This window comes from Aneurinibacillus sp. Ricciae_BoGa-3 (assembly GCF_028421645.1).
GTDB lineage: Bacteria > Bacillota > Bacilli > Aneurinibacillales > Aneurinibacillaceae > Aneurinibacillus_B.
In genome coordinates this window covers 1263556-1286015 of record NZ_CP116887.1, presented here as the reverse complement: position 1 = coordinate 1286015, position 22460 = coordinate 1263556, and the positions used below count along the sequence as shown (strand labels likewise).

Below are 22460 nucleotides of genomic sequence, written 5' to 3'. Positions count from 1 at the left end.
GCTTAATTGCCGGTGGCAGAAACGGTAATTTTATCAAACATCGAACGTAATTTTTCATCTTCGATATGCTCTTTCCAGGGATCTGTTGTAACCGCTAATGATTCATTCAGCCGTTCAACCAATTCTTGGCGAACAGCGGGATCCGCTAACACTTCCTTAATAGAATCAAGCCCTACACGCTCTACCCAGTGAGAGGTTCTCTCGAGATAGCTGGCATTTTCCCTGTAATATTGCAAAAACGCAGCAGACCATTGCACAACTTCCTCACTCGTCTTCACTTTTACAAACAAGTCTCCGCCTCGCAGGTGAACCCCGCCATTCCCGCCAACATAGAGCTCCCATCCGCCATCAACCCCTACAACGCCGATATCCTTAATCCCAGATTCCGCACAGTTTCTCGGACAGGCTGAAACGGCCATCTTCACTTTATGAGGGGTTTGTAGCCTTTCAAATTTTTTCTCAAGATCAATGCCCATTTGAATGGAATTCTGCGTACCAAATCGGCAGAAATCTGCACCAACACATGTCTTAACGGTCCGCAGCGCCTTACCATATGCATAGCCCGATGGCATATCCAGTTCCGCCCATACCTTTGGAAGATCCTCTTTTTTAATGCCTAACAAATCAATGCGCTGACCGCCTGTAAGCTTTACCAATCTGGCCTGGTATTTCTCCGCGACATTAGCAATTCTGCGAAGTTCTTCCGGATTGGTAACACCGCCATACATGCGGGGAACGACGGAGTACGTGCCATCGTTCTGGATATTCGCGTGGAATCGCTCGTTGATAAAGCGGGAATCGCGCTCTTCCTGATGGTCTTGCGGCCACACCATCCCCAGATAGTAATTCAGCGCCGGCCGGCATTTGGAACAGCCTTCCTTGTTGTCCCAATCAAGTACATGCATCACTTCTTTAACGGCCGTTAAACGCTTGCTCCGGATCGCTTCTACCACTTCATCCCGGCTTAAACGCGTACATGAACAGATGGCATCCTTCTCCGCTGCTTTAAACTGGCTGCCAAGCGTGCGCTTCAATAAATCCTCTACCAGCGGCTTGCAGCCACCGCATGATCGGGACGCGCCCGTGCACCCTTTTACACCGTCTATAGAATCCAATCCCTGCTCGCGTATGGCTTGAACGATGGTTCCTTTCGACACGCCGTTACAGCCGCAGATCAAGTCATCATCGGCCATTTCTGCGACCGTTGTGGCTCCAGCTGTCTCGCAGCTGCTGGTTTGTTTGGCCAATAGCGTTTTACACGCTGATACATCTGCGCCGTCCCGGATCATCTGGAACAATCGGGAGCTGTCGCTTGTATCGCCAAAAAGCACGGCGCCCATAATTTTGTTGTCACGCACTAAAATCTTTTTATAAATGCCATTGAAATCGTCCTGGTAACGCAGTGAACGGGTATCATCCTGATCGATAAATTCACCGGCGGAGAATACATCAACCCCGGATACTTTTAATTTCGTAGAAAGGACGGATCCTTCATACGGTTTCGTTTGTACGCCGCAGATAGATTTAGCTAAAACGGCAGCCTGTTCATAAAGCGGAGCAACTAAACCGTACACCACACCCCGGTGTTCTGCGCACTCACCAACCGCATAGACGTTTGCAATATTGGTCTTAAGCCAATCATTGACCACAATTCCCCGGTTCACCGCTATGCCGCTTTCTTTAGCAAGCGACACATTTGGGCGGATGCCGGCAGCCATGACCACAAGGTCCGCTTCAACGCCAGTTCCATCTGTAAAGCGAAGCGCTTGTACCCGGTCATGGCCCAAAATCTCTTCTGTTTGTTTGTTCATTAAAAACTTCATGCCCTGTGACTCTAATTCCGCTTGAAGCAATTTGCTTGCTGTTGGATCCAGCTGGCGTTCCATTAAGTGATCGCATACATGGACAACGGAAACGTCCATGGACAGGTTAAGCAGGCCGCGAGCCGCTTCCAGCCCTAGCAGGCCACCGCCAATAACCACAGCTTTTTTGTACATTTTAGAAGCGGCAATCATGCTGTTACAATCTTTGATATCCCGGTAAGCGATAACGCCTTCTTTATCCGCACCTGGTACAGGAAGAATAAAGGGATTGGATCCTGTGGCAATAATGAGTTCATCATACGATTCCGATATGCCAGACTCTGTGTAAACACAACGATGGTCTACATCTATGCGGCTGACCCGATGGCCCGCATGCAGCGTAATGTCATTCTCTTTATACCAGTTCCAGTCGTTCAAAATGATATCTTGAATGCTGGAATCACCTGCTAATACATAGGATAATTGAATGCGATTATAGTTAGGATAAGGTTCTGAACCGAAGATGGTAATATCGAATGCGTCACCTGCTAGTTTTGAAATATGTTCGATACAACCCACACCGGCCATGCCATTGCCAATCAACACTATTTTTTTCTTATTCATCGGTGTCACTCCTATGTCTTTGTTTTCTCAATTATAGTTAAATACAGTAAAAATAAAATAAACCATGTCAGGTATCCTGACACGGTTTTTATCGAGCGAGATTTGCCAAAGGAGTATTCAGTTTTGAGCACGGGATAAGACGCCAGAAGTTGGCTGGACTTCTTTTTCTTTGAGGGTAAAGCCTGCAAACGCGATCCTGTTGATGATAAAGCACAATAAACCGAGTGCGGCAAGCAGCAAAAACCCTGGTGAATAACTGTCCATGGTATCCTTCATGAGGCGTAAAACAATCGGGTATATAAATCCACCAACACCTCCCACTGCTCCAACAATTCCAGTAACCGCACCAGTGTTCCCTGATGAAACAACAGACACCATTTTGAACACCGCACCGTTTCCAATTCCGACGATAATCGATAGAACAAAACAGCCCCCTATAAAATATGCAAAATAGGGCGTCGTTACTGCAATCAACAAGCCGCATAACGCCAAACTGCTGAAAACTCCCGCCAGTACTCTGCGGGACCCATATCGATCAGATAAATAACCCCCTACAGGCCTTAACAGCGTGGCGAGAATGACAAATCCCGCCGCTGCAAATCCAGCGTCGATTATTGAAATATGAAAGAGTTCCTGCAGTAAAATTGGCAAATAAACACTAAACGTTACAAACCCACCAAACGTTAAGAAATAAAACAGGGATAGATACCAGGTTTCTTTATACTTCAGGACAGAGAGAGTTTCGTTAAAAGATTTTTTCCCCTCCTGTTTTGTCCCCTCCTGTGTGCCTAACCAGAAAGTAGCAGCTATCAACAGTATAAGAATAGCAAGGCTATAAAATACCGGTATGATGCCCCACTTGTTTGCGGCCAGCGGAATAAAAAAATTCGCAATTGCTGATCCGATATTACCCATACCCACTATACCCAGGACTGTTCCTTGCTTTTCCGACGGGAACCACTTCGAAACATACGTAACGGAAACTGCAAAACTTGTACCGGCCATGCCAATGAACAAAGCGCAGCATACTAATTGAACAAAGGAATGCGCCACGGAACTGGCCAAAATGGGTATTAAAAGGAATAGCAGTAGGTACGTATATACCTTGCGGCCTCCATACCGATCTGCTAGAATCCCGATTGGTATGCGCATTAACGATCCGAGAAGAACAGGAATGGCAATCAGAATGCTCTTCTCCATATTATTTAAGTGATAGATCAATTGTATTTTTGCTGCCAGCGGTGTAAACACTGTCCAAACAATAAACGAGGCGGTCATAGCTATTGTCGATAATACAAGTGCAGCAGTCTGTCCTCTTCTTCTCATATGTTATAACCTCCGTATTCAAAGATGGGGTTATTATAAAAGAAGAAAATAACAGATAGGGCGATTATGTCAGCTTATCTTCCACGAAAAAACCGCATCCTTTAAAAGGACGCGGTTTATTAATGTTGATTATAGCGCATGTGCTCAAGCAGCGAACGCGGGCTTTCATGCGGATGCAGTTTGATTTTTACCCAGATGGTATTAATCAGGAATAGCGTTCCAGCAAGCAGGAACAGACAGTTTATGCCGTAAGCTGCACTTAACACCCCCCCGATGATGGGGCCTAGCAGGTTGCCCAGGAATAGGGCGCTGTTGCTGTAGCCAAATGTGAGGCTTTCCATACCTTGTGGCGCAAACTTCTGAATGAGTGCGTTGACCGATGGAACGAGGCCGCCAAGGCACATGCCCATCAGAAAACGGAAAATCATCAGCGTCCAGATGTCATGTACCACAGCCTGGGGGATAAGGAAAATAGTCGTTCCCAGGAGGCTAAACAACAGAATGTATTTAGACCCCACTTTATCTCCCCATTTGCCGAGCAATGGGGAGAATAACATCGTGGCAATCCCTGAACAGGAAATAACAAAGCCTGCCACCAACGAGACAAACTGCGTGCTATGCCACAGATCCTGCACATACGCAGTCATGAATGGATTCGTACTCATTATGGCAAATTGAATTAAAAATCCTGTCAGAAACAGGGATGGCAAAGGGGAAATCGCCATAATCCGTTTAAAATCGCCGGCTGATTTAACAGCTTTTGTTCCGTTATTAGGGTGAGGTTTGTTGATCTCTTTCACAGTTGCGATGACAAGCACGGTAGCGAAAAACAGCAAAATTCCTGTGACGATAAAGATTTGCCGAAAGCTCATCCATTCCGCAAAAAGCCCTCCGAGCAGCGGGCCGAGAATCGTTCCCGCCACCGCTCCGGATTGCAGAATGCCGAGGGAATAACCGACCCTTTCCTTTGGCGTATTAGTGGAGACAAGAGCAATTGCCGCGGGGATAAAGCCTGCTACCACGCCGTTTAACAGGCGAAGGCCAAGCAGCTGGGCAGGTGAAGTCACTAATCCCATAAACACGGTTACAAGAGCCATCCCAAAACCGGACCGAATGATCATAATTTTGCGGCCTGCGCGGTCGGCAATTTTGCCCCATATCGGGGAGAAGATAAATGCTGTTAAAAAGTTGGCGCCAAAAATTAATCCTGTCCAATTCTGGATTTGTCCGGGGTCCGTCATGCCAAGATCCTGTGCGAGATAAAGCGGCAGAAACGGGACAACGAGGTTCATTGCCGCAGTTGCCATGAATTGAGCAAACCACAAAATATACAGGTTGCGTTTCCAAATCTCCATTCCGACAACATATCCTCTCTGTTTTTTTGTAGATTGCAATACAAAAACAAAAAACCCAAACACGATGTGCAAGGGAAATAATCTGTAACGTTTACTAGATAAAAGCCGCTGCTATTACTTCTTTAACTAAAGTATATAGGAACGGGTACAAAATTTCCAGCTTTTTTGTTAAAATAAGTAAAGATTTGGGTAAAATATACGGGTTGGCTACTAACATACATAGGAGGGGTTTCTATGCCGAAGATAACTGTTGAAGGTTTTGAAACATTCGAAGCGAAGGACGGCCAAAAGCTGGTGCTTGCGCTGGAGGACAACGGGGTACCTATTATGCACCGATGCGGCGGAAATGCACGCTGCACGACATGCAGGGTTGAGGTGCTATCTGGTGATGCAGGTCCTGTGACGGAGGCGGAGAATCAAATTTTAAGCACACGAAATTTCCCGGAACCTAATATCAGGCTATCCTGCCAAGTCCGCTGCCAGGGAGATTTGACAGTCAAACCAGTTATGCTGTCCACCGATTCGGCCACGGATGCCGGCCCTCGGCCACAGGAATAGATGAAGCAAAGCCCACAGCGACGATCAAACCTGTGGGCTTTGTTTCTTTATTTTACCTCTTTTAAATCTTTCAATTCCTTCTTCTCATCGTCCGTAATATCGTCTGTCAGTCCCCGGGTTGACTTCTTAAATTCTCTTAAAGTCTGGCCAAAAGCACGTCCGATTTCTGGGAGTTTCTTAGGTCCAAATACAACAAGCGCTATGATAAGAATGAGAATTAATCCAGACGGTCCGATGTTGCCAAGTCCCATATAAACCTCTCCTTTACTGCCTTTCGATAGATTCATTATAAACGATGCGCCCACCTGGAAATCACAAAAAAACGCCCAAAATGTCACAAATTTAAAAACGTTATTACTTTCCCATCATACAAAGCAGCCCCACATACGCTAAAAACGTGAAGAAAGGGGGCTTCGCGCCGACCATGTGAAATAGGCGATAATGAGCACGCTGCTGAAAAAGAGCGGCTGCTGCCTCGCACTTCTATTAAAAATAAGCTACTATGGATGTGAAACCATGTATTTTATGATCCATTACAGGAGGACCTTGAAGGTGACAGTTGAAGAAATCAAACATTTACTTAATACAGCACGGCACGCCATTTTTACTGGGGAGGCGCTCACGAGCGGAACATCCGCTTTCACCCAGGAAGCGTATATAGAGTTATACGAGGAAAGAACCGAGCGCAACCCTTTAACGGAAAAGAAGTTATTCAGCGATGCCATCTTGCCCCTTCTTCCCCTCTTTCAAAATCAGTGGAGGAAAGCGAATCAGGCAGCCGCTATCATGGACGGCGAAACGGAGGAAGAGCCTGCGGATTTCGAAGATTGGCTGTTGGAGATCTATGATGAAATCAACAGTATAGATACAGAAAAAGAATGGGACTCCTTTGTGCAACGCTTCACAGGAGGAGGCGATAAGAAGTGACACGAAAACGAAAATTATGGACCAGCAGTTTACTGGTTGTAACGCTGCTTCTGTCAGGCCTGGTGGCAGGCTGCTCTTCTTCAAACAGCCAGCTGCCATCCAATGCGGGAAAAATGGTGATGGGCCAAGGTGGAGACAAGCTTGAAACGACGGCCAGTGTGCATCAGCTCCCATCTTTTCTAACCGGTGTGGATCCGCAAATTGTAGAGGTATACAAGACAGCTGCTGCACATCCAAAAGTTCTCGAAAACATGGCGTGCTACTGCAGCTGCGGGCAAAGTGCGGGCCACAAAAGCAACTTAAGCTGCTTTATCCAGCAAATCAAACCGGATGGAAAAGTGGTATGGGATTCACACGGAATCATGTGCAATACGTGCCAGAATATCGCGATGGAAGCGGTTATGCTGCACCAAAAGGATCCTAGTCTGCGCAAGATCCGCCTGCAAATCGACAAAGAGTATAAAGAGGGATACGCCAAACCGACCCCTACGCCGGTACCTGCAGCTTAGTACAAACATCTCATTAGTATATTTCGCCTTAAAGTATTAAAGTCATTTTCTGCTGGGACCGATAGATCCCTCCTTGTTTGTTGACATAGAATTTGATGTGATTCACACTGTTGAAGTTCCATGAGCAATTTTTTAAAAGGGACCTATAGTCCCAAACACCTAAGAAAAACATCGTGAGGCGCATGTCCGCACCTTTCTTTCCCCCTGTGGAGCGTGTGGAACAGAGGGCGAAACAGACCGGCAACTGTCTCCATCATTGAGATACCCAGATGTTGCACCTAAACGGTATAAAGGAATCTAAGGCTATCGCCTGCGCTATGCTTGCCGATAGCCAAGATTCCCTAATGCCGGTCCGTCCGACGTTCCACAAAGCGGCCGTATAAACTTCTACGTGGGGAAAGAAGAGAGCGGCATGGCCCACGATGTTTTTATTGCTTTTTTCCCTGCCAGGTATTTCGATTTCTAAGTTCCGCATCAATGGCGTTGAGCACTTCCCATTTTTTGCGGCTCCACATAGGTCCGATTAATAGATCCGGCGGGCCATCACCGGTCAGACGGTGCACAATCATCTCCGGCGGAAGGATTTCAAGCGCGTCCACAATCAACTTTACATACTCATCCTTTTCTAAGAACCGAAGAAGGCCGGCTTCATACTGCTTAACCATAGGAGTCTTCTTAAGCAGGTGCAGCAGATGAATTTTAATGCCCTCTACATTTGCAGCGGCCACTGCCCTGGCTGTATCCATCATCATTTCATGCGTTTCGCCCGGCAAGCCGAAAATAATGTGGGAGCATGTACGAATGTTATGTTTGCGGAGCTTCTCAACCGCTTCCCAATAGCAATCCGTATCATGCGCCCGGTTGATGAGAGTCGACGTTGATTCATGAATGGTCTGAAGCCCGAGTTCAACCCACAGATACGTCTTTTCATTTAGTTCTGCCAGCAGTTCTACCACATCATCCGGCAGGCAGTCGGGACGCGTCGCAATGGAAAGGCCAACTACGCCCTCCTGCTGAAGAATCACTTCGTAATAATCGCGGAGTACCTCCACCGGCGCATACGTGTTGCTGTACGCCTGGAAATACCCGATATACTTGGCGTTCGGCCATTTCACATGCTGGCGGCCTTTTACTTCATTGAATTGTGTAACCAGGTCATCACGCCGCCAGCCCGCGAAATCACCTGAGCCTCTGGCGCTGCAGAATGTGCATCCGCCTTTGGCAATCGATCCGTCCCGGTTAGGGCAGGTAAATCCCGCATCAAGCATAACTTTAAATACCTTTTCGCCAAATTGGCTGCGAAGATGGTGGTTCCATGTATGATAACGTTTATCGCCCCAGAGGAGAGGCTGTCGCGTGCTGTATGCTGTTTCAATTTGCATGTAGAATAACCTCCATCCTACAGTATAGCTTACTTAAACACATCTGCAAACAGGGCAAGTATGCCTGCGGCAATAAGCGGACCAACCGGAACCCCTCTCAGAAAAGCCACGCCAAGAATGGTGCCCACCATAAGACCGGTCACCACTTGCGGATGAGCAGTCAAAAGCCCCGTTCCCTTCCCCCCAAATAGGCGACAAAAATTCCCATCAAGAGGGAAAAAATCCCCATGCTGCTGGTCATCATGGTTTTTAGATGATCAAGCGTTATTTTGCCAAGCGCAATGGGCGCAAGAAGCCCCGCGGTTAAAACCGTAATCCCAATTTTAAGCCCGTACTGGTTAATCCAGCCAAGTGCGGGTCCTCCAAAAGGTACAGCCCTTAGTATCACAAGAACCAGTGCCGCAAGCCAGACAGATAGATTCTTTGAGAAGAATCCGAGAGCAATAATCACCGCGAGTATAATATACGTATCCATTCATATGCCCTTCCTTTTTTCAGCAGAAACAAGGGGACACGCCTTCATCATCTGAAGTCCGTGTCCCCTGCTAATCAATGCTTATTTTTTTTTGCGTTTATCCCGGTCTTTGGAGCGGAAATCCTTGCCGCCATCGCGGTCCCTTTTGCCGCGGCCCTCGCCTCGTTTGTCACCCCGGCCGTAATTATCTTTATTGCCGCGATAGCCGCCGCCCCGTCCTTCGTCTTTTCTTTTGAATTTCTTCGTGCGAAGTGGCGCTTCAGCTGTGAGAACGATATCCACATCCGCACTTTTCTTGGTCATAATCTTTAGGGCTGCAGAAACAAGAGCAACCGAATCATAATTATCCAATACTTCTTCAGCCAGCCTGCGGTAATCGCCAAGTCCGCCTTCCTCAACAGCTTCGACAAGTTTGTCAAGAGCAAGGCGCTGTTTTCCTTCCAGTGCCTCCACCATTGTTGGAACCTGGCGGCGTTCCATTTTCTTCTTGGTTAGCTGCTCAATACTCTTTTTATGCTCAATTTCGCGAGGCGTGACAAACGTTACCGCTTCACCTGTTTTACCTGCGCGCCCTGTCCGGCCGATCCGGTGCACATAGCTTTCCGGGTCCTGCGGAATATCAAAATTATAAACGTGTGTAACCCCGGATACGTCAAGCCCGCGTGCCGCAACGTCCGTTGCCACAAGCACTTCCAATTGGCCTTCACGGAATTTGCGCATGGCCACATCGCGCTGGCGCTGGCTTAAATCTCCGTGAATACCTTCAGCGAGGTAACCGCGTTTATTGAGCGCATCGTTGAGCTCGTCCACCCGCCGCTTTGTCCGTCCAAAAACAATCGCAAGCTCTGGTGAATCAATATCAAGCAGGCGGCAGAGTACATCAAACTTCTGGCGCTCATGAATCTCCATATAAGATTGCTTAATGTTCGATACAGTCAGTTCTTTAGCCTGAATAGATACATGTTGCGGATTGCGCAGGAATCGTTCCGTAAGCCTTCTGATTGCTGGAGGCATCGTAGCAGAAAAGAATAGTCCCTGCCTTGTTTCAGGAATCTCGGATAGGATCGACTCGATATCCTCAACAAAGCCCATATCCAGCATTTCGTCTGCTTCATCGAGTACGACCATGGAAACTTCGTTTAAACGGATCGTTTTGCGACGGATGTGATCGAGCAGCCGGCCTGGTGTCCCGATGATGATCTGAGGTTTATTCTTTAATGCGCGTATCTGGCGGCTAATATCCTGCCCGCCATACACAGGAAGAACTTTTACGCGTTTGTTTGATGCAAGTTTGCTCAACTCTTCGGATACCTGGATAGCAAGTTCCCGCGTTGGAGCCATAATAAGGGCCTGAACCGCTGGATCTTCCGGATCAACTTTCTCAATAACGGGAATACCGAACGCAGCTGTTTTACCCGTTCCAGTCTGTGCCTGTCCAATTATATCTAGCCCCTGCAGAGCAAGGGGAATTGTTTTTTCTTGTATTGGTGTTGCCTCTTCGAAACCCAAATCACTAATTGCGCGAATTACAGGGTCACTTAATCCTAATTCATGAAAAGTAGCCAATCTGTATATTTCTCCTTTATTTAACAAGTTATTTTACTACAGCGAAACCATGATTTTCTATAGCATTTGTATAGTATACCCCGATTTCGGGAAAATACATAGAAAAAGTTAAAATAATTTAAATAGGTATCTTGACAGTTTTGGTGTATAATCGAAACGTTGGACTTTTTCTATAAAGGAGTTAATTTGATGAAGTTAAGAGAAGATCTTCGCAATATCGCGATTATCGCACACGTTGACCATGGCAAGACCACGCTTGTAGATAAAATGTTAATACAGTCCGGTACTTTCCGTTCCAATGAGAAGGTGGAAGAACGGATGATGGACAGCAACGACCTTGAAAGAGAACGCGGGATCACCATCCTGGCGAAAAATACAGCGGTTAAATATCACGATGTTACCATTAATATCATGGATACGCCTGGACACGCCGACTTCGGCGGTGAAGTGGAGCGTATTATGAAAATGGTAGACGGAGTACTGCTTGTAGTTGACGCATTCGAGGGCTGTATGCCGCAAACCCGTTTCGTCCTGAAGAAAGCTTTAGAACAAAAAGTTACCCCTATTCTTGTTATCAATAAAATCGACCGTGAGAACGCCCGCCCTGCGGAAGTTGTGGATGAGGTATACGACCTGTTTATCGACCTGGATGCAACAGAAGACCAGCTTGATTTCCCGGTTATTTACGCTTCAGGCATTAACGGAACAGCCAGCCTTACACCTGACAAACAGGATGAGGACCTAAGAGTATTGTTTGATACGATTATCGAACACATTCCTGGGCCTGCTGGTGATTTCGACGCGCCACTTCAATTCCAGGTAACGATGCTGGATTACAACGAATACCTCGGCCGTATCGGAATTGGCCGCATGCACCGCGGGACCATCCGCAAAGGCGATACTGTTGCGCAAATGAAGCGTGACGGAAGCGTTAAACAGGTACGCATCAACAAGCTGTTTGGTTTTATCGGCCTAAAACGCGTAGAGATTGAAGAGGCAAAAGCCGGCGATATTATCGCAGTGCCAGGCCTTGATGAAATTAACGTTGGGGAAACGGTGTCCGACCTGGAAGTACAGGAAGCCCTGCCGCTTCTGACTATTGACGAGCCAACGCTGCAGATGTCTTTCCTTGTAAACAACAGTCCGTTTGCTGGGCGCGAAGGAAAACATGTCACATCACGAAAATTGCGCGATCGTCTAATGGCTGAGCTTGAGACAGACGTAAGTCTTCGCGTTGAGGAAGTGACACCTGAATTATATATCGTGTCAGGACGTGGTGAGCTGCACTTATCCATTCTGATCGAGACCATGCGCCGTGAAGGATACGAACTGCAGGTTTCCAAACCGGAAGTTATCGTCCGGGAAATTGACGGTGTAAAAAAAGAGCCGGCTGAGCGGTTAACGATTGACGTACCTGAAGAGTATACAGGTGCTGTTATGGAATCGCTTGGAGCCCGCAAAGCGGAAATGCTAAACATGATTAACAATGGTTACGGCAGCGTCCGCCTTGAGTTCATCATTCCTTCCCGCGGCCTTATCGGTTACCGTACCGAATTCATTACCCAGACGCGCGGTTATGGTATCTTAAACCACTCCTTCGATAGCTATCGTCCGGTTGTCCAGGGTGCTGTTGGCGGCCGCCATGTAGGCGTACTCGTATCGATGGCAAACGGCACGTCTACCACATACGGCATGCTTGGTATCGAAGACCGCGGTACGCTGTTTGTGAATCCGGGAACCGAAGTGTATGAAGGCATGATTGTCGGCGAGCACAACCGCGACAACGATCTTGTCGTAAATATCTGTAAAGAAAAGCATGCAACCAACGTCCGTTCCGCTACAAAAGACGAAACGGTTAAATTAAAAACGCCTCGCATTTTGACGCTTGAAGAAGCGCTGGAATACCTGAATGATGATGAATACTGTGAAGTAACCCCGCAGTCTATCCGCCTGCGCAAGAAATACCTGAACAAATCAGAACGCGATCGCATGGCTAAGCACTCAAAACTTAGCTAATCCTGTTAGCCAATAAAACAATTTTATCCAAATCGAATTGTCCAGTCTATACAAATATGGTATAGTTTATATGTGTACTACACTATATTTCAATGGATTTTCGCAGGAGGTCAACATGACAGGTAAAGTAAAATGGTTTAATGCAGAAAAAGGTTTCGGTTTCATCGAAGTTGAAGACGGAAACGATGTATTCGTTCACTTCTCAGCTATCCAATCTGAGGGCTTCAAATCACTTGATGAAGGCCAAGAAGTTGAATTTGATATTGTAGAAGGCGCTCGTGGACCTCAAGCTGCGAACGTTGTGAAACTATAATAACAAAAATCGACACCAAGCATCGGCGAATTATCGCCGATGCTTTATTTTTTCCATCCACTCAAGCAGATACTGTACTACGCTTTCTTTTTCAGGTTCGTTAAATATTTCATGGAACAAACCGGCCCATTCATAATACTGCTTATCCTCCACCGGAAGACGCTGCGCCCAAGCCCTGGTTGTAAACGCGTTAACAATCCGGTCATCTCCAGCCTGCATAATGAGCGTTGGGCAAGCCTTATACTCTTCTAGCTCCGATAATGCCAGCTGTATTGCTTTTTTAAGCTCTTTATACCATCTCACGCTCACTTTAACAATAATATGGGGATCGTCCCGGTAACGGTCGGCAATAGCGCGGTCTCTGCTTACCGTATCTGCTGTAATCCCTGCTGGCAGGGTGAAGGATGGCGCCAGGCGATTCATGATGGTGGCTGCAGCCTCAAGAACCGGTGAAACTTTTCTCGCCAGGCCAAGGCAAGGTGAAGACAGTACCACCCCATCAATCGCCGGCTTCCTTTGTTGCATATACCTTGTTACGATTAAACCGCCCATGCTGTGCCCAATTAAAATAACCGGACCCGCCTGCCGCTCTGCTACAGACAGCCAGTGATCAACAGCCCCATAATAGTCCTCGAACCTGTCTATATGTCCCCTCTTCCCAAAAGACCGACCGTGGCCGGGCAAATCTCCGCCAATTACAGTAAACCCGGCCTCATTGAGCTTATGGGACAACCACACATAGCGGGCAAAATATTCACCGGCACCATGCACAATCACAGCTGTTCCCTTTTGTTTTTCGGCCTGTAAAATCTCCGTGTACAACGCCATGTCCATGATCTGCATCCATCCCATCCACACACAAAATTATGTAGAAACGAACAGTAAACCCCCCGCTCAAAGCGGAGGGTAAGCGCTTACTATTATGGTCTATCACTTATAATCATACATCGTTAGATAATCTGCCACTTCGGCTAGTTTGCTTTCTGCTGCCCATGAAACTGATTGAGGAACGTCATCCATACCGGTTGTTCGTACAGTGGAAGATCCTGCGACCACGTAAGGGCTGCCCAGCCGTGCAACTCGCTCCCTGCTTAGTTCCTCTTCTCTGAACGGTATGTCAAGAGAATAGGATCTCATGGTTGCCGTATCCTGCATATTGAGGCGAAATACAGGCTCTTCTTTGCTTCCTTTACGCCTAAATCCCTGCTGTGTCAGAACTTCCTCCACAAGACTCATCGGTTTCGAAACACCCGCTATTGCTTTATTTCTCAGCACGGTTTGTTTTCCTCCTTCTTGTTATACAAATACAAGAACCAGAGACAGCATCAATTCATAGGCTATTAAGTTGTGTAGATATAGTACCATATTTATGAAGGATATAGAAACAGAAAATTTACTCATTTTGTGTAATAATTTAACGTTACCTTGCATATTTAGCAGAATTCTAGCTCTTTTTCGCCTATCCTCCACTTTTTCTTCGTAGAACAATGCTGGGTGTTTGGCTATTTTTTTATTTTTGCCAACAAGGTGTTGCACATTGCGAAAAGACATACTATTATTAAGTCATACTAATTATTCTATTAATGACATACTATTTCGTTTGAATATTTCGCCTTTAAAATACAAACACGGGAAGGATAGGAAAAATGGAGACTCAAATGAACAAAGACTTAAAAGAGATTTTGAGATCAGGAAAGGTATTTTTTAATTTGCCGGTAGGTTCACTTGTCGAATGCGCGATCAAGCAAAACGGCGGCAAACTTACTTCTACTGGTGCAATTACCGCAGAAACGGGGAAATATACAGGCCGTTCGCCTAAAGATAAATTCATCGTGGATTCTCCTTCTGTCCACGACAAAATCGACTGGGGTTCGACAAACCAGCCGATTTCTGAAGAGAAATTCGATCGGCTGTATCAGGATGTTCTTGCATACCTCGAAGGCAAAGAACTTTTTGTCTTTGATGGATTTGCAGGTGCCGATAAAGAATACCGTCTGCCGATTCGCGTGATAAACCAGTATGCCTGGCACAATCTCTTTGCCCACCAGCTCTTTGTTCGGCCTACCGCTCAAGAACTGACTACGCATGAAGCCCAGTTCACGGTAGTAAGCGCTCCAGATTTCGAAGCGGATCCAGCTGTTCATGGCACCCATTCGGAAACGTTTATTCTCGTAAACTTCGACAGGAAAATTGTGCTTATTGGCGGAACCAAATATGCAGGTGAAATTAAGAAATCGATTTTCAGCGTGATGAACTTTCTACTTCCAGAGCAAGGTGTGCTATCGATGCACTGCTCGGCTAATAAAGGAAAAGACGGGGATGTCGCTCTCTTCTTCGGGCTTTCGGGGACAGGTAAAACGACTTTATCCGCAGATCCGGATCGCATGCTGATTGGCGATGATGAGCACGGCTGGTCAGATAATGGCGTCTTCAACATCGAAGGCGGATGCTACGCTAAATGTATCAACCTTTCCAAAGAAAAAGAACCGGAAATTTACGGGGCAATTAAGTTCGGCTCCGTGCTCGAGAATGTTGTGGTAAATGAAGAAACACGCGAAGCTGATTATGATGACAAAAGCCTGACGGAAAACACGCGCGCAGCTTATCCCATTGACTACATTGCGAATGCCTTAATTCCGGGTGCCGCCGGTCATCCAAACGTTGTGGTTTTCCTTACAGCGGATGCTTTCGGTGTGCTGCCTCCTATTTCGAGATTAACGAAGGAACAGGCAATGTTTCATTTCCTTTCAGGGTATACAAGTAAACTGGCGGGAACTGAGCGCGGCGTAACAGAACCAGAAGCCACTTTCTCCACCTGCTTCGGCCAGCCGTTCCTTCCTCTATCACCTAGGGTGTATGCTGAAATGCTCGGAGAGAAAATTCAATCGCACAACGCCAAGGTTTACCTGGTCAATACCGGATGGTCCGGCGGTCCATACGGTGTAGGCAAGCGCATGAACCTCCCATACACCCGTGCGATGATTACAGCGGCTCTGCATGGTGATTTAGACAAAGTAGAGTATAAGGCTGACCCGGTATTCGGCGTGCTTGTGCCTGAAAGTTGCACAGGCGTACCCGCTGCTATTCTTGATCCTCGCAATACGTGGGAAGACAAAGCAGCGTATGATGCGCAAGCTAAGAAACTCGCTGAGCTTTTCGTGGCTAATTTCAACCGTTTCGCGGATATGCCCGACTCTATTAAGAGTGCGGCTCCCAAATCGAACTAAACAGCTCGTGTTTACACCCGGCCCAGTGCCGGGTTTTTTTCTGCAAAAGCACGGTACTTCGCTAGCAAGATGTGGTATAATAATAGCAGGGTTATAACCCTTCACAGCATCTTATGTTGGGCACATAGCTACCCGGCAGCATCTTTCCAAACCCGCAATGTTTGAGAATCATCGTTTATGTATGACCAAGACAGACTAAACGAGGTGATGATGTCCGTGGAAACTGTGAAATTAGCAACAATTATCAATACTGTAATGCCCGAAGTACACCATGTCTTAAGAACTGAAGAACTCAATGCTTTTATTGTATTACGGAATGGCATCCAGAACCTCGACAAACACGATGTGCTTGAAATCGTGGAAGCCACCATTAATAATGCTAAAAGAAGCGCCATTTACCATTAGGCGCTTCTTTCTATGAACAGCTAGTCAATCAGGCGATTTTTCCATATTGGCAGTATTGCTTGAGATTATCTCGTCTACACTAGTAATCTAACCAGAAAGAAAGGAATGATAAAGTAAATGAAATGTATAACCGTTTATACGGATAATCTTACCGAATTATCCGATATTCTTCCTGAATTAATTGAAACAACGCTGGAAGAAAATGAAGAAAAACAAATTGACGGCATTACAGTTTCAGATGCTGGTGAAGTACCGGAGGATTATATTGAAAAAATGAAATCGAAGCCAGAAGTTGCCGTACTCCATACGAAGAAACCTCCTATTACTATTTTACAACACCATAATGTTTTTGAATTACTCTTTCTTTAAACAACTCAATACGCACATTTAAACAGCTTACCTTCTTGGAGGAAAGCTGTTTTTATTTTCCCTTGCCTTTTAAAAATGGTTTATGTATAATTTAGTTCGTTATTTCATTACCACACTAAAGCATTTTTTTGCACGGCATCGGAAATGGATATAAAGATGTGGGCATTTTTAATAATTCCCCTTCTTTTTACTTTAAAGGAGGATTTAATAGAAGTTATGGCAGACAAAAAACTAGGCTTCTGGGTGCTGACTGCCCTTGTAGTAGGAAACATGGTAGGCTCCGGAATTTTTATGCTCCCCCGGTCGCTGGCCGAGGTTGCGAGCCCCGCAGGCGTACTGCTCGCGTGGGGACTGACTGGTCTGGGCGTATTGTTAACCGTTCTCGTTTTTGGCAATCTTGCTCTCCGCAAACCTAACATTACAGGCGGGCCTCAAATGTATGCGAAAGAATTATTTAGCCCGGGTTCGGAGAAAGGGATTCTGACAGGCTATCTCGTTTCCTGGGGATACTGGGTGGCCAACTGGGCAGGAAACGTTGCGATTGTTACGACGTTCGCCAGTTATCTCTCCACTTTCTTCCCTGTTATGACGAGTAAAGCTCCACTCTGGAAAATCGCGGGGGTTAACATTGCAGTGGGCAATGCGGTGACATTTGTTGTATGTAGCGTATTGCTATGGGGCATTCATGTTCTCATCCTGCGCGGCATTGAAGGCGCAGGAAAAATTAACTTTATTGCAACTACTGCCAAAGTGCTGGGTTTTATTTTTTTTATCGTGATTACGCTTTTCGCCTTTCAGAAAAGCTATATGCTCCCACTCTACGCACCAAAGACAGACAGTGGGTTACAGGTTGGATTGTTTGGCCAGGTGAACCACGCCGCCATCGCCACACTATGGGCTTTTGTTGGGGTAGAATCATCTGTTGTCTTCTCATCACGGGCAAAACGACAGCGCGATGTTAAAACATCTACTATACTTGGGTTAATTCTAGCGCTCATTATCTACGTCGGTATTACGCTTCTCGTTATGGGGGCGCTGCCTCAGCAAAAATTAATTACGGCAGAAAAACCGCTTGTGGATGCACTCTCTGCTGTAGTAGGCAGCAAAGGCAGCTACATTATGGCCGCTCTCGGGATCATTTGTTTAGCAGGCACTTCCATCGGCTGGATTATGCTTAGTTCCGAAGTGCCTTACCAGGCAGCCAAACAGGGAATTTTCCCTCCACTGTTTCTCAAGCAAAATAAAAATGGAGCTCCTATCAGGGCCCTAACGCTTACGAATATCATGTCGCAGTTGTTTATTTTTTCAACGATATCGCAAACGATGGCTCAAGCGTATGGCTTTCTTATTTTTATCGCCACCCTTTCGTACCTTGTTCCGTATATCATCTCTTCTGTGTATCAGCTAAAGCTGGCGATTACTGGTGAAACATATGAAGGGCAGCGCAGAAACCGAACCATCGACCTTCTTATTGCGTCGCTGGCTACCATCTATTCCTTATGGGTGATTATTGCGGGGACATCCGACATTAAAACCTTCTCGCTGGGCATCGCACTTCTTGCTGCTGGTCTTATTTTCTACCCGTCAGTAAGAAAGAACCGCCTTTCGAAAAATCAGGATAGTGTGCCAGACAAAGTTGGAAAATCAGCCTAAATCAGAAAAACACATGGACACGCAAAAGCCTGCGGCCAGCCTCCCTTCGGGGAAGGCAACCGCAGGCTCTTTTATTTGGTGATAATTGAAGGTGTACCGTGGAAGTAGTTCCACGCTTCATAGATGCCGCCAGCACAGTGGCGGGTTGCACAGTAAATAGCCGGATGATCCTTTACAGCCCTTAGCTCCTCCTGTGCATTGCCAACAATCACTGCCGGATAACCAAGTGTCAGCATTTCTTTGTCGTTACCCGAATCACCTGCAACCAGAATGTTCGCATCCTGCCAGCCGTGTTTTTGGATCAGATACTCCAGAGCGGCGCCTTTGCCACAGCCTGGTGGAAGGATGTCGACATCTATGCCGCTGCTATAGATGAGCTCATGAGGAATCCCAGCCTCGCTGATCCGTTTCGCAAGCTCAGTAACCGGTTCCCGGGAATTTACAGTGAAGGAAACCCGGTGTGCTGATGGTACATGTTGCTGGATCAGGCCATCTATTGTAGACGCAATTTTCTTAATTTCTTCAGGATACCACGACTGCTCAATCTGTTCCTGCCACTGTGAATCAGGTGTTTTTCCACGCTCATAGATTTCCGTTCCAACATCTGTAATTAATATTTCTGGTTGTGGTAGAGCTTCCTGCTCTATAAGTGAAAGGGCGGATGCCAGATGCCTTCCTGTGCTATAGATGAGTGTGATGTTGTACGTTTGGGCTTCAAAATAACGGATGAGTTCACTTAAAGCTTCCGGATCTCCTACCAGCGTCCCGTCCAGATCCGTAGCCAACAGATGTGTCGTCTTGTTCAGCTGTAAGCACCTCCTCATAAAGTTCCGCCATTCGTTTAGAGATGGTCGGCCATTGATAATCACTTTTAGCAAGTTCAACGGCCTGCTTGCCCATTCTTTGGGCGAGTAAATCATTATTGAGCAACGCGACAATCGCAAGCGCGAGATCTTCCGGATTCTTAGGTTCCACCAACAATCCGGTTTCGCCATCCATCACGACATTCTGCAGACCGCCAACCCTGGAGGCGATCACCGGGCTTCCGCATGCCTGGGCTTCTGCCGCAACCATTCCAAATGATTCATAGTATGACGGTACTACGGTCAAGTTCGCTGCATTGAATAAGACCGAAAGCTCTTCCTGGCTTTTGGGTCCAACAAACTCCACTCGATCCTCAATGCCCATTACAAGACTGCGCAGCTTTTCAGGGAGTGGCAGTTTCGTTTCGGGATCGATATCCTCAGCTTGACCACCAGCTAAAACTAGTTTTAAGTTTGGTGATACATCTTCACGGGCGCAAACAATCTTCATCGCCTTAAGCAAGGTTTCAATCCCTTTCGTCTCCTCAAGTCGCCCTGCATACACAAGAATTGGGCCGTTATAGCCAAGGCTTCGACGAAGCTGCGGACGATGAAAACGCGGTTTAAAGGAAGAAGCGACACCTATCGGAATAACAGAAACCTCAGATGGCGCCTGCGCGAATTCATAAATCAATGATTTTTCATTAACGGTTGTCGCTACAATTCGTGCAGCGGAGCTTAACACAGTTCGTTCAGCAGCAAAACGGATCTCATCGCGCTGCCCTGTGGCCATTTCTTTTGAAATACCTAGCGAATGGGAGGTGTGTACAAAAGGAATGCCATATTCTTTTTGTATTGCCTGTCCTAATAAACCGGATAACCAATAATGTGTATGAACAAGAGCATAATTTTTAAGGGAAAGAGAACTCTTTATTTCTTTGTAGAACGCGGGGAGCATCGTATACATTTTATTCTTCGAGACAAAACCTTTATGCCCGGCCTCAATGCGAATGACACGACAGTTATCGCCAAAATGTTCGATGCGTGGCGTATCTTCATCAGACCAATGTGTGACAACGTCTACCCTCCATCCGATGCGATCAAGCGCAAGGGCAAGTTGTCGAACATAATTATTCTGCCCTCCTGATTGCACACCTCCAAGCTTAGCCAACGGGTCGCCATGGTCCGAAATAAACAAGATGTTTTTTCTCAAATTGATTCGGCTCCTTTCTGCCTGAGGTAATCAACGCACTAACGTGTTATAGATTGTTTACCCGCCCTGTTGAAAGAGTAAACCCATTTCATGCGAATAGTCCTGTCATTTCAGGCCTTTATACCCACAAACATAACCTGGCAAAAAAAACAAATGTTAACCCCCCGCGATTAGAGGTAATAGAGAAAAGACGAACTATCTTAACAGAAGGGAGGATTCATGTTGTTAAAAGCATTGCTCATCTTTGGAATGCAGCTCGTGTTGATGCCAATTGTCACGCTTCGTACGATTCTCTTAGTCAAAAATGAAACGAAGAAAGCATCTGCCATAGGTGTTCTTGAAGCTATTATTAACGTATTAAGCCTAGGTATCGTGTTCGCTGATATGTCACATATCATTAATATAGCCGCCTATGCACTCGGCTTCGGCGGCGGCCTTTATTTAGGAGGAATCATCGAGGCCAAGCTGGCGATAGGCTATGTAACCTTGCAGGTAAGCCTGCTGGATAAGAGCGATGAATTGGTCAACAAATTAAGGCAAGAAGGATTTGGCATTACTATTTTTGAAACGGAAGGGATTAATGCCCGGCGTACCCGGCTGGAGGTCGTAGCGAAAAGAACACGGGAAAAGGACGTCCTCAAAATTATTGAAGACATCGCCCCTAAGGCTTTCGTTGTTTCCTACGAAACAAGAACCTTCAAAGGGGGCTACGTGACAAAGGCTATGAAAAAAGGAAAGAGTTCAGACGCTAAGAATGGTTATGTAAGAAAGACCATGGAAAAAGGAAAAGCTTCAGATTAAAATCCAAATCCTAACAGGGTATATACAGGAGCAAATAATCTTGCTAAGTATATACCCTGTTTTCTATATTTCTTAATCTCTCAAGCCGAGATGTGATGTGGGATTTAATGATGCTTGTTACCCACATGAATACGTTTTACAGAGCTATACAACCTGATACTTCGTTACGCAACCGCTTTCATCGGACTCCTGCTCAATTCTACCGTCTGCAACCAGGTAGCTCAAATGGGAGAGCGTTTCACCAATTGCAAACCGTTGTTCATGCACGCTGAGGATTCGTTCGAATAAAACGTTGGATACCTCCCAGGCTGTCATCTTTCCTTTTAATCGACTGAGAATAAAGTGAAGGCGTTCTTCATGATGCAGCAGCAGCTCCTCCACGCGCGCACCTGCGTCTGAAAAAATAGGACCATGGCCGGGCAGTACCAGGTTGATTGGCATGGAGCCTATCTTTGTCAGGGACGATAAATATGAAGCCAGCGGATTCGGATCACCGTACCCGTGGTACGAGACGTTCGGCGTGATCCTGCGGAGCAAATGATCCCCTCCTATCAACACTTTTTCCGTGGCATTGTAGAAGCACATATGCCCCTCCGCGTGTCCCGGCGTATGAATAGCTTGATAATCCAGTTCACCGATCTGATAGCGCTCTCCTTCCTGTATCTCCTGAAAACGGGCAGGAAGCGGATGTACTTTTGGACGGAAGGCGCGATCGTCATCTTGCAATCGCTGTAGCAAATCGGCAGGCATGCCGGCTGACTGGTAGAACGCTAGATTTTTTTCAAGTCTCTCTTCCGTCCAAATTTCTGCGGCGAGCTCCTGCCCCCTCCGGCTTAAACCAACCGAGGCCCCTGTCCATTCCTGAAGGCTTCCCGCGAACCCCAGATGATCCGGGTGGTAGTGGGTCAGAAGAACATGATGAATGTCATCAGGCTTGATGTCAAAATCCATGAACGCCCGCTCCCAACTTTCCCTCGTTCGCTGTCCGTTCAATCCAGCATCGACGATCTTCCATTGATTGCCCTGTCTGGCCAAATAGGCGTGAATATGATTTAGGCGAAAAGGCAGCGGCAAAGTAACCTGGTACAGACCATATTGTTCTGCTTGCTTGTCTAGCATGGTCACTCTCCTCCTAT

At 46.5% G+C, this 22460-nt stretch carries 21 protein-coding genes and 1 pseudogene; 10 read left to right on the top strand and 12 right to left on the bottom strand.

Features of this window, described 5'->3' with window-relative positions:
* Positions 1 to 2 precede the first annotated feature (2 nt).
* The 3 genes from nirB to PP175_RS06655 form a co-directional block, all read right to left on the bottom strand.
* Complete coding sequence (gene nirB, locus PP175_RS06665) at positions 3 to 2426, bottom strand: nitrite reductase large subunit NirB (RefSeq protein WP_272442009.1); 2424 nt, start codon at positions 2424 to 2426, stop codon at positions 3 to 5.
* A 117-nt stretch (positions 2427 to 2543) separates the two neighbouring features.
* A complete protein-coding gene (locus PP175_RS06660) occupies positions 2544 to 3752 on the bottom strand; it encodes an MFS transporter (RefSeq protein WP_272442008.1) in 1209 nt (402 codons plus the stop codon).
* A gap of 119 nt (positions 3753 to 3871) precedes the next feature.
* On the bottom strand, positions 3872 to 5107 hold the full coding sequence (locus tag PP175_RS06655; RefSeq protein ID WP_272442007.1) for an MFS transporter: 1236 nt from the start codon (positions 5105 to 5107) through the stop codon (positions 3872 to 3874).
* Positions 5108 to 5341: 234 nt separating this feature from the next.
* Between PP175_RS06655 and PP175_RS06650 the strand changes: the two genes are divergently transcribed.
* Positions 5342 to 5665, top strand: coding sequence for a 2Fe-2S iron-sulfur cluster-binding protein (locus PP175_RS06650; protein WP_272442006.1), 324 nt, complete (start codon positions 5342 to 5344; stop codon positions 5663 to 5665).
* A 47-nt stretch (positions 5666 to 5712) separates the two neighbouring features.
* Here PP175_RS06650 and PP175_RS06645 read toward each other — a convergent pair whose 3' ends face one another.
* The gene (locus PP175_RS06645; RefSeq protein ID WP_272443204.1) at positions 5713 to 5916 is read right to left on the bottom strand and encodes a twin-arginine translocase TatA/TatE family subunit; all 204 of its coding nucleotides are present in this window, start codon (positions 5914 to 5916) and stop codon (positions 5713 to 5715) included.
* 301 nt (positions 5917 to 6217) lie between these two features.
* Here PP175_RS06645 and PP175_RS06640 point away from each other — a divergent pair, with 301 nt between their 5' ends.
* Together PP175_RS06640 and PP175_RS06635 are read left to right on the top strand one after the other, a co-directional pair.
* The gene (locus PP175_RS06640) at positions 6218 to 6592 is read left to right on the top strand and encodes a hypothetical protein (RefSeq protein ID WP_272442005.1); all 375 of its coding nucleotides are present in this window, start codon (positions 6218 to 6220) and stop codon (positions 6590 to 6592) included.
* Positions 6589 to 7101: a PCYCGC motif-containing (lipo)protein gene (locus PP175_RS06635; protein ID WP_272442004.1), complete on the top strand. Its 513-nt coding sequence runs from the start codon at positions 6589 to 6591 to the stop codon at positions 7099 to 7101. Before PP175_RS06640 ends, PP175_RS06635 begins: the two co-directional genes overlap by 4 nt.
* A gap of 428 nt (positions 7102 to 7529) precedes the next feature.
* Here PP175_RS06635 and PP175_RS06630 read toward each other — a convergent pair whose 3' ends face one another.
* The 3 genes and pseudogenes from PP175_RS06630 to PP175_RS06620 all read right to left on the bottom strand — a co-directional run bounded on the left by PP175_RS06630 (position 7530) and on the right by PP175_RS06620 (position 10524).
* Complete coding sequence (locus PP175_RS06630; RefSeq protein ID WP_272442003.1) at positions 7530 to 8483, bottom strand: tRNA modification radical SAM protein MnmL/YtqA; 954 nt, start codon at positions 8481 to 8483, stop codon at positions 7530 to 7532.
* A 29-nt stretch (positions 8484 to 8512) separates the two neighbouring features.
* Positions 8513 to 8958 (bottom strand): annotated as a pseudogene (locus PP175_RS06625) (DUF441 domain-containing protein).
* 81 nt (positions 8959 to 9039) lie between these two features.
* A complete protein-coding gene (locus PP175_RS06620; protein WP_272442002.1) occupies positions 9040 to 10524 on the bottom strand; it encodes a degradosome RNA helicase CshA in 1485 nt (494 codons plus the stop codon).
* A gap of 189 nt (positions 10525 to 10713) precedes the next feature.
* On the opposite strand from PP175_RS06620, the gene typA reads away from it, so the two are divergent.
* Both typA and PP175_RS06610 read left to right on the top strand, forming a co-directional pair.
* Positions 10714 to 12540: a translational GTPase TypA gene (gene typA, locus PP175_RS06615; RefSeq protein ID WP_272442001.1), complete on the top strand. Its 1827-nt coding sequence runs from the start codon at positions 10714 to 10716 to the stop codon at positions 12538 to 12540.
* A gap of 115 nt (positions 12541 to 12655) precedes the next feature.
* Positions 12656 to 12853 carry a cold shock domain-containing protein gene (locus tag PP175_RS06610; protein ID WP_272442000.1) on the top strand — a complete coding sequence of 66 codons (198 nt, stop codon included), beginning with the start codon at positions 12656 to 12658 and terminating at the stop codon, positions 12851 to 12853.
* A gap of 30 nt (positions 12854 to 12883) precedes the next feature.
* Here PP175_RS06610 and PP175_RS06605 read toward each other — a convergent pair whose 3' ends face one another.
* Both PP175_RS06605 and PP175_RS06600 read right to left on the bottom strand, forming a co-directional pair.
* Complete coding sequence (locus PP175_RS06605; RefSeq protein ID WP_272441999.1) at positions 12884 to 13696, bottom strand: alpha/beta hydrolase; 813 nt, start codon at positions 13694 to 13696, stop codon at positions 12884 to 12886.
* An 87-nt stretch (positions 13697 to 13783) separates the two neighbouring features.
* Positions 13784 to 14128 (bottom strand): hypothetical protein, encoded by a 345-nt coding sequence (locus tag PP175_RS06600; RefSeq protein ID WP_272441998.1) that lies wholly within the window; start codon positions 14126 to 14128, stop codon positions 13784 to 13786.
* Between the two features lie 371 nt (positions 14129 to 14499).
* Here PP175_RS06600 and pckA point away from each other — a divergent pair, with 371 nt between their 5' ends.
* The 4 genes from pckA (at position 14500) to PP175_RS06580 (ending at position 18507) form a co-directional block, all read left to right on the top strand.
* Positions 14500 to 16080: a phosphoenolpyruvate carboxykinase (ATP) gene (gene pckA / locus PP175_RS06595; protein WP_272441997.1), complete on the top strand. Its 1581-nt coding sequence runs from the start codon at positions 14500 to 14502 to the stop codon at positions 16078 to 16080.
* A 216-nt stretch (positions 16081 to 16296) separates the two neighbouring features.
* Positions 16297 to 16485: a hypothetical protein gene (locus PP175_RS06590; RefSeq protein WP_442870427.1), complete on the top strand. Its 189-nt coding sequence runs from the start codon at positions 16297 to 16299 to the stop codon at positions 16483 to 16485.
* A 117-nt stretch (positions 16486 to 16602) separates the two neighbouring features.
* A complete protein-coding gene (locus tag PP175_RS06585; protein WP_272441996.1) occupies positions 16603 to 16854 on the top strand; it encodes an NAD/NADP transhydrogenase alpha subunit in 252 nt (83 codons plus the stop codon).
* Positions 16855 to 17070: 216 nt separating this feature from the next.
* Positions 17071 to 18507, top strand: coding sequence for an amino acid permease (locus PP175_RS06580; protein WP_272441995.1), 1437 nt, complete (start codon positions 17071 to 17073; stop codon positions 18505 to 18507).
* Between the two features lie 71 nt (positions 18508 to 18578).
* Here PP175_RS06580 and PP175_RS06575 read toward each other — a convergent pair whose 3' ends face one another.
* On the bottom strand, positions 18579 to 19292 hold the full coding sequence (locus PP175_RS06575; protein ID WP_272441994.1) for an HAD-IIB family hydrolase: 714 nt from the start codon (positions 19290 to 19292) through the stop codon (positions 18579 to 18581).
* Positions 19240 to 20523: a glycosyltransferase gene (locus PP175_RS06570; RefSeq protein WP_272441993.1), complete on the bottom strand. Its 1284-nt coding sequence runs from the start codon at positions 20521 to 20523 to the stop codon at positions 19240 to 19242. Before PP175_RS06570 ends, PP175_RS06575 begins: the two co-directional genes overlap by 53 nt.
* Positions 20524 to 20745: 222 nt before the next feature.
* Between PP175_RS06570 and PP175_RS06565 the strand changes: the two genes are divergently transcribed.
* A complete protein-coding gene (locus PP175_RS06565; protein WP_272443202.1) occupies positions 20746 to 21324 on the top strand; it encodes a DUF5698 domain-containing protein in 579 nt (192 codons plus the stop codon).
* A gap of 144 nt (positions 21325 to 21468) precedes the next feature.
* Here PP175_RS06565 and PP175_RS06560 read toward each other — a convergent pair whose 3' ends face one another.
* Positions 21469 to 22443: an MBL fold metallo-hydrolase gene (locus PP175_RS06560; protein ID WP_272441992.1), complete on the bottom strand. Its 975-nt coding sequence runs from the start codon at positions 22441 to 22443 to the stop codon at positions 21469 to 21471.
* Positions 22444 to 22460 lie beyond the last annotated feature (17 nt).

Coding starts and splice junctions, on each gene's coding strand:
- nirB (WP_272442009.1), bottom strand. CDS start 2,426: ATGAATAAGAAAAAAATAGTGTTGATTGGCAATGGCATGGCCGGTGTG.
- PP175_RS06660 (WP_272442008.1), bottom strand. CDS start 3,752: ATGAGAAGAAGAGGACAGACTGCTGCACTTGTATTATCGACAATAGCT.
- PP175_RS06655 (WP_272442007.1), bottom strand. CDS start 5,107: ATGGAGATTTGGAAACGCAACCTGTATATTTTGTGGTTTGCTCAATTC.
- PP175_RS06650 (WP_272442006.1), top strand. CDS start 5,342: ATGCCGAAGATAACTGTTGAAGGTTTTGAAACATTCGAAGCGAAGGAC.
- PP175_RS06645 (WP_272443204.1), bottom strand. CDS start 5,916: ATGGGACTTGGCAACATCGGACCGTCTGGATTAATTCTCATTCTTATC.
- PP175_RS06630 (WP_272442003.1), bottom strand. CDS start 8,483: ATGCAAATTGAAACAGCATACAGCACGCGACAGCCTCTCCTCTGGGGC.
- typA (WP_272442001.1), top strand. CDS start 10,714: ATGAAGTTAAGAGAAGATCTTCGCAATATCGCGATTATCGCACACGTT.
- PP175_RS06610 (WP_272442000.1), top strand. CDS start 12,656: ATGACAGGTAAAGTAAAATGGTTTAATGCAGAAAAAGGTTTCGGTTTC.
- PP175_RS06605 (WP_272441999.1), bottom strand. CDS start 13,696: ATGCAGATCATGGACATGGCGTTGTACACGGAGATTTTACAGGCCGAA.
- pckA (WP_272441997.1), top strand. CDS start 14,500: ATGGAGACTCAAATGAACAAAGACTTAAAAGAGATTTTGAGATCAGGA.
- PP175_RS06585 (WP_272441996.1), top strand. CDS start 16,603: ATGAAATGTATAACCGTTTATACGGATAATCTTACCGAATTATCCGAT.
- PP175_RS06580 (WP_272441995.1), top strand. CDS start 17,071: ATGGCAGACAAAAAACTAGGCTTCTGGGTGCTGACTGCCCTTGTAGTA.
- PP175_RS06560 (WP_272441992.1), bottom strand. CDS start 22,443: ATGCTAGACAAGCAAGCAGAACAATATGGTCTGTACCAGGTTACTTTG.